Here is a 6983-nt window from a genome sequence, read left to right on the forward strand (position 1 = left end):
TTCGTGCAGAAGCGAGCCGGGTGAGACGGAGTTTCGGCTGGAATTTTAACTTTACGCAAATGAAATTCTGCGCGAATGAAATTTTAGCAGGCGGGCTTGCTGGGCTTAACCTATGGGTTTAAATTTAACTAGCGATTTTGCCTACGAAATTTGCGCCAGATTATAATTTGACGGCGGAATTTACGCATATAATTCGGTCGCGTCCGCAAAATTCGCCGATTGGTTTGCAGAATGCGCAGCGAAAATTCTATAAAATTCCGTGAAATTCTATGTGAATGCGGGCAAGATCGCGGCGGCTATGGATAAAATTTGCAGCAGCTTAGATAAAACTGCGCGCGATAATTGACTAAATTCCGCGAATTTCGCCCGCGCACCAGTTGGGTTCGCCCTTGCTCTGTTGCTTCATACACACCGTATTCATAACTAGTGCAAAAGGCGGTATCGTTTTGGATTTTGGTACCAAAAGAGAACACATACCCTGCTTCTCATTCTTGTCGCTCGGTGCGTCGGCGTGGACTACGCGCGAGTAAATTTAAAATTTAGCTCCGCCCCGTCACGCCGAAGCGAAGCTTTATTAAAACGGGCGGAGCAGCTATTTTAAGTGCGCAGATGTTCTTTAAAACGCACCGATCTTTTAAAGCGTGCGGCAAATTTTAAAATTTGCGCGGAAGTAAAGAGCAAACGAGACAAAAGAGGCTAAATTTGATCATCTCTAGCTGGGCGCTTTTACGACCTTTGCGCTATTCTCCGCCTGCTTAAATTTTATCATTTCCCGCCTAGCGGCCAGTAAACGATCGGCTTAGATCCGAGTCTAGCTTCGCCGTGATACATGCCGAGCTTATCTTTCGTCCACGCAAAGCCTGTGTGTGCGTGCTTATCGATAAAGATGCCGCCGAACTTTGCCTATCCCGTATTATGCGGGTGCTTCTGCGAGATATTGCGGCAGGCTGCGCTTAAATCAATGCTGCGGCTGTCCGTGTTTAGCCAGGATTACAAATATCTTGCCGCGATTTGCCTTTGCCCTAAAATTTGCACGATCTCATCTAGGCTTAAAATTTTGCCGTGCGAGTCAAAGCCTACGTTTAGTATGCGCCCCTCTAGGCTGGAAGCGCGGTCGTGCAAGTGTCCGTGAAGCATAAAAGAGCCTTTCTGGGCGCGGTTGTGCTCCTCTACGGGATAGTGAAACATACAGATGCTCATACCCGTTTTGCCGTCCTTTATCGCGCCCGCGCCGCCGTCAAAATTTAGCTCCTTGTAGTGCAGGATATCGCTAAAGATAGGATTTCCGTCATCTTTTGGCTCGCGTAGCAGCGCTTCTTTGTTTTGACTGATGAGCGTATCGTGGTTGCCTAAAATCAGCACATGCGAGCCGTTTAGCCTACGCGCGACGCTTTTTAGATCCTTTAATTTATTACAAAATGCAAAATCGCCAAGATCATAAACCGTATCCTCGGACCCCACTACGGCATTCCAGAGCTCTATTAGCTTTTCATTCATCTCGGCTACGTCGTTAAAAGCCCTAAATTTAGGGCAGTATTTCATAATATTGCCGTGATAAAAATGCAAATCGGAGGTAAAAAATATCATCATTTTTCCTTTAAGCTTTAATCGCTGCATCAAATTTGAGCTTTACGTAAATTTGCGCGGCGTCAAATATTCGCGCTAATCGTTAAATTTTTTCTAAAAATTCTTTTATAAAGCCTAGCTTGCCCTGCTCGTCAAGGGATTTGAATTCTCGCTCGTTTGCTTTGATGTGATCGACCAAAGGGTGAAATTCCTCATCGAGCTTGGTTTTATCCAGTTTGCCGGAAAGCGCCTCGTTTTTACTGCGAGCGAAAAATTTATTCACGAGATAATAAGGCGTTTTCATCTTAAAGCAAAAATCGTTTTGGCTCGGGATATACACCATAAAGCCCTCGAATTTTGCCTCTTTGACTATATTTTTAAGCTCCGCAAAGCTCGTTTTTAGATACTGCTCGCCATCCTTATAAAAAGGTCTTTTTAGCGCTCCGGCAGTGCTTGCGGCGATTTTATCCAGCTCAAATTCGCTCTCTTGCGCGCCGGTTTTAACGTCGATAAGTCCGATAAAAGTCTCTCCAAGCTCCTCTTCTACGATGTGCGGATCGCTCTCGTCGGTGATCTCAAATAAAAAAGTTTTATTTGGATAGCGTTTGAAAATCTCTTCAAATTTGCAGCAGTGCTCGCGCGCCATCTGTGCAAATCTACTATCGGTCGATCCCGTCGTAGAGTAGATGACGCGGCGGTTAAAGCTCGCGCCGCTTTCGTGGGTATCTACGTAGGTGCAACACCCCAAAAAGCCGTTTACCTTTCGCACGGCAAGCACGGGCGTATCGTCTGTGATATCGATAGGATAAAGGCTTTTGCGCGAGGTAAATTCCGAGTAATTATAGACCTTTTTAAACGGACGCACGATGATATTTAGATTATCGTCCATTATGAGCCCGCGCATCTCAAGCAGCGCCTTATCCCAATCGGCTTTGAAAAAGACGCGTTTTGAGTATTTGTAGGTGCGAAGCTCGGGATAAAGCTCGCTTTGACGCGCACTCCAGAGCCTTTTATCCTGCGTGGCGGCGATATATTTTTTCGTTACGTAGGTATTTTGCGCCGCATCAAAGGGTAGATCGCGCCTGTTTAGAGCCGCCGCGTCTTTGATCTTTTGCGCTACGCTTTCGCTCATAGGATTAACGGGCGGGATCAAAATTTCGCCCTCTATTTTGTTGTTTGCGACCTTGATAAACATCGCTATCACCGTATCTTCATCGACGCCGTGCTCGGAGGCGAAGAAATTTTGCATTCTAAAGCATTCGAAAATAAATCCATTCTGGGCGGCTTGCTCTTTTAGGCTTAGCAGCTCTTTGGTGCGCGCACTCACGTTGCTAAGCACGATAAGAACGTCTTTATCTTTGTTTTCCATGGCAAATTTATACGCCTGCTTTATCTCGCGGGCGACCTTGCGCTTCGCATCCTCCAAAAGCTTCGGCGACCAAGTATAAACCCCCGCCTCATCTACTAAAAACATATCGTTTTCCAGATGATAAATTTGCGCCTGCGGATATTCGTTTTGAAATTCTTTAATTTTCTCTTTTGCGAAAGTCGTTTTACCAGAGCCCGCGTGTCCGCGAACCACTATAAATTTTCTCATTTTACCGCCTTGATTTTATGTGGCGATATTCTACCTGAAATTTGAGCGCTTTGGTATCAAGAAATATGGATTTTGGTAAAATTTAAGGCTCAGCGGAACTTAATATTTCTTGATTTGAGCCTAAGTTAAAGAGAGCCAATTTTAAATAGAAATTTGCGCTTTGCCGAGGTGCTGAAATTAAAATTTGACCGAATTTAACCTCGCCTAAGCGCTTGATCGATAAAGGCGCCAAATTTTGATAGACGTGCGATAAAAAGCGTATCTATCCTCGCTATTTGATTTAAATTTAGCCCCGTAGAGGGGCTAAATTTACGCTTATTTGTCCCCAAGCGGCCAGTAGACGATCGGCTTAGCTCCGAGTCTTGCTTCGCCGTGATACATGCCAAGCTTGTCTTTCGTCCACGCAAAGCCCGTGTGCCCGTGCTTGTCGATCGAGATGATGCCGCCGCTGCCGCCGAGCGCTTTAACCTCTTTTACCGCTTCTTCGGCTGCTTTTTGCACGTCGGAGGTCTTGTATTTATACAGAGCTGAGACCTCGTGCGCGGCGTTTACGCGCATGTAGATGTCGCCCGTGCCGGTGCAAGAAACCGCCACCGAGTCGTTATCTGCGTAGGTTCCCGAGCCGATTATCGGGCTATCGCCGATGCGGCCGGTCATTTTATTGGTCATGCCACCAGTGCTGGTCGCTGCGGCTAGGTTGCCATTTTTATCCAGCGCGATCGCGCCCACGGTGCCAAGATACGGGCGCTCGTGCAAATTTAACGACGTCTTTTTTGCCTTTTCGCTATCAAGTAGCAGCTTTTGTTTTTCTTTAGCTTTTTGCAGCGCGTCGTATCTAAACTGCGTGAAAAAATACTTCTGATCCACCATCTCTAGACCGTTTTCTTTGGCGAGCTTGTCGGCTCCCTCGCCCGCAACTAGCGTGTGCCACGTCTTATCCATCACGAGCCTGGCGCCTAGGATTGGGTTTTTGATATGCCTTGCCATCGCGACTGCGCCCGCTTTTTTGGTCGAGCCGTCCATGATCGAGGCATCAAGCTCGTTAAATCCGTCGGCGGTAAATACCGCGCCCTTGCCCGCGTTGAAATTCGGATCGTCCTCAAGCACCATAATGGCCGCCGTTACGGCATCCATCGCGCTGCCGCCCTTCTCAAGTACGGCTTGACCCGCCAAAAGCGCCCGGTTCATCGGTTCCTCGCGGATTTTAAATTCCTCCTTGGTTAGATCAAGTCCGCTGGTACCGCCGTGAATGACGATAACCGGGGAAAATTTCTCCTGCGCATTCGCAACCGTTAGCCCGAGCAGGGCCAAACTCGCCGCCATAAAAACGGCCTTTGAGAGTGAAAAGTGCTTCATATCTCATCCTTTCGAAAAAATTGCAGAATTTTTAAGAAATGATATAACTTTGCGCTTTTCGTTTCGCTTAATCAAATGCGAATTCAGCCGGATATAAATCTAATACTTTGAGATTAGAATTAAGCTTTCGCTGTCAAATTTAACGCGACTCAATTTGTGGCGCAATCTGATGGATCGATTTAAATTTTATAATTTTGAGTTTGAGCGTTGGCAAAATTTAATTACCGCAGCTCGATAAATTTCAACCGCGCGTCATAAAATTTTAGCGCGCGGCCGTATTTTAAAGGGTGCTATGCGAGCGAGCTCAAGCACGCACCCCGCCGGCAAAGCAGGCTTCAAATTAAAAGCCTCAAGCTCGCCATACGCGATCATTTAGTGTTGCGTCGGAACCGACGCCAATATGTTTTGACGGCTCAATCGCAGCTTTTTTCTCCGCGGCAAAGGCGCGCCAGGTCGTATTTTAGCAGCACCAAGCCAAGGCCTAGCAAGAAAAGGTCTTTAAAGATAAAGCCGTCGATCTTGCCCAGCTGCGGCAGTAGGCTGAGCGTGCTCAGCGCCATGACGATCACGATGAGATCGCCCACGATACCCGCCTTCGGCTTGAAAAAGCCTGCGATGAGCGAGAGATAGCCCACGGTCTCTACCACGCCCAAAAAGTAGCTCGCGCCGGCGTCCCCGAGCGCTGAGGGCAAAAACGAAAGCCACGTCTGCGAAAAGAGCGGCTTTAAAGCCTCCACCTCGAACTCAAACCACTTGTAGTTGCCCATCACGGCAAGCACGATGATAACGGAAAGTCTGGCGAATATAATATCCGCGTCGCCTGCGACAAATTTTTTTACGATCTCCCTCATACGGCTCCTTTGTAAATTGTGTAGCGGTATGATAGCGAGCTTGCGTGTAGGCTACGTGAAGGGGCGAAATTTCAAATTCCAAATTCCTCGGCTTCATAAAATTCTACGCCTCCACAAAATTTCGTGGCTCTGCGAAATTTCAAATTCCATGCTACGCACCTTGAAATTTAAAGCGGCTGCGGCAAAATTTCAAGGCGCGAAGTGGTGTGAGCTGCCGCGAAATTCCATCGAGCTTTGTGGCGTGCGCGGGCAAACCTCGGCGATGATATTGATCGAAACGCCCGTTTTAGCAGCAATCGCGTAGATTTTGGGCAAAAACTTCGGCGCGAAGCTGAACAAAATCTCGTACTCCTCGCCACTTTGCAACGCAGCCTCGCTAGGGCGGGCGATCCAGCGCGCACCCACGCCGCTAGCCTCCAGCAGGCGGGGTAAGTCCTGCGCAAGCCCATCGCTAATGTCCATCGCCGCGCTGATGAGCTTCGCCGCCTTGTAAAAAAACTTATCGCGTAAAACGGGCCTAACGAAGCGCGAATTCTTTGAAATTTTTGCGCGTAGATCCTCGCGCAAGCGATATGAGCCACTACCCGGCACAGGATTTTCGCCTGCAGAGCTTTGCGGCGCGGAATTTTCACATGCGAAGCCTTGCGACGTAGGGCTCTTGCGATCGTCTCCGCTATGCGACACGGAATTTTGCGTCGAAGTTTCGGCATCCAAGCTCTGCGGCTCAGCGCGCACAAGCGAAATTTTATCGTCCAGACTTTGCGGCTCAAAGTCCAAAATTTGCATTGCCGAAGTTTCGGCATCCAAGCTCTGCGGCTCGGCGCGCGCAGGTAAAATTTTATCGTCCGAGCTTCGCACCTCATCGCCAGGATTTTGTGCCGCCGAAGCCTCAGTATTTAGACCCTGCAGCGCGGTGCTTGAGCTTTGTGCTGACGAAATTTTATCGTTTCGGTTTTGCGTCTGCGAGCTAGCGGGCGAAATTTCATCTCTTAAAAGCACCGCCAGATCGCGCCCGACGCCGCCCAACTCGCCCGTATGCGCGATGAGATCGCCCACGCGCGCGCCGCTGCGAAACACGGGGCGCTTGCACTTGCCGATCAGGCTCACGCTAAGCGCGATGCGATCCGAGCCGATCGTGTCGCCGCCGATGATCCGTATGCCCCACTTGCGCGCCGTTTCGCTCACGCCCGCGCACAGCTCGTCGATCTCGCGCGTGCCGATCTCGCGCGGCAGCGCAAGCCCCAGCAGGGCGTATTTGGCGCGCGCATTCGTCGCGATCATATCCGAGATGTTTACGAGCATCGCCTTTGCGCCGATCTCGCGCAGGCTCAGCCAGCCGCGGCGAAAGTGCACGCCCTCGACGAAAAGATCTTTGCAATACGCCCGCTCGCCGATTACGGCGCAATCATCGCCGTTAAACTTCGATCTAAATTTATTAAAAATATACCGCTCCTTATCCATGCTCCCTCCGTTAAATTTAGCGTTATGCCGCAGCCGCGCGAAAGCTAAGAAGCCCGCATTTGCGGGCTCTTGTTTAAATTTCGTCGCGCACGCGCAGCAGGAGTTCTATACTCCGCTTTGCAAGATTATAGCGTAAATTTAGATTTTCGCCG

General features: G+C 49.2%; 6 protein-coding genes. All 6 read right to left on the reverse strand.

Annotated features, from left to right (window positions below):
- Positions 1-346: 346 nt before the first annotated feature.
- Complete coding sequence (locus tag Q0257_RS01150) at positions 347-475, reverse strand: hypothetical protein (protein ID WP_298020492.1); 129 nt, start codon at positions 473-475, stop codon at positions 347-349.
- A 515-nt stretch (positions 476-990) separates the two neighbouring features.
- Positions 991-1587 (reverse strand): phosphoesterase, encoded by a 597-nt coding sequence (locus tag Q0257_RS01155; RefSeq protein ID WP_298020495.1) that lies wholly within the window; start codon positions 1585-1587, stop codon positions 991-993.
- Positions 1588-1669: 82 nt separating this feature from the next.
- Positions 1670-3163, reverse strand: a complete 1494-nt coding sequence (locus Q0257_RS01160; protein ID WP_298020498.1) for an RNA ligase — start codon at positions 3161-3163, stop codon at positions 1670-1672.
- A 315-nt stretch (positions 3164-3478) separates the two neighbouring features.
- Complete coding sequence (locus Q0257_RS01165) at positions 3479-4519, reverse strand: isoaspartyl peptidase/L-asparaginase family protein (protein WP_298020501.1); 1041 nt, start codon at positions 4517-4519, stop codon at positions 3479-3481.
- Between the two features lie 413 nt (positions 4520-4932).
- A complete protein-coding gene (locus Q0257_RS01170; protein ID WP_297904949.1) occupies positions 4933-5370 on the reverse strand; it encodes a DUF417 family protein in 438 nt (145 codons plus the stop codon).
- Positions 5371-5559: 189 nt separating this feature from the next.
- On the reverse strand, positions 5560-6831 hold the full coding sequence (locus Q0257_RS01175; protein ID WP_298020503.1) for a thiamine-phosphate kinase: 1272 nt from the start codon (positions 6829-6831) through the stop codon (positions 5560-5562).
- Positions 6832-6983 lie beyond the last annotated feature (152 nt).

The sequence above is a fragment of the uncultured Campylobacter sp. genome (assembly GCF_938018035.1).
Classification (GTDB): Bacteria; Campylobacterota; Campylobacteria; order Campylobacterales; family Campylobacteraceae; genus Campylobacter_B.

Bases quoted from the DNA above. Each gene is read 5' to 3' on its own strand.
- Q0257_RS01150 (WP_298020492.1), bottom strand. From the start codon at position 475: ATGTGTTCTCTTTTGGTACCAAAATCCAAAACGATACCGCCTTTTGCA.
- Q0257_RS01155 (WP_298020495.1), bottom strand. From the start codon at position 1,587: ATGATATTTTTTACCTCCGATTTGCATTTTTATCACGGCAATATTATG.
- Q0257_RS01160 (WP_298020498.1), bottom strand. From the start codon at position 3,163: ATGAGAAAATTTATAGTGGTTCGCGGACACGCGGGCTCTGGTAAAACG.
- Q0257_RS01165 (WP_298020501.1), bottom strand. From the start codon at position 4,519: ATGAAGCACTTTTCACTCTCAAAGGCCGTTTTTATGGCGGCGAGTTTG.
- Q0257_RS01170 (WP_297904949.1), bottom strand. From the start codon at position 5,370: ATGAGGGAGATCGTAAAAAAATTTGTCGCAGGCGACGCGGATATTATA.
- Q0257_RS01175 (WP_298020503.1), bottom strand. From the start codon at position 6,831: ATGGATAAGGAGCGGTATATTTTTAATAAATTTAGATCGAAGTTTAAC.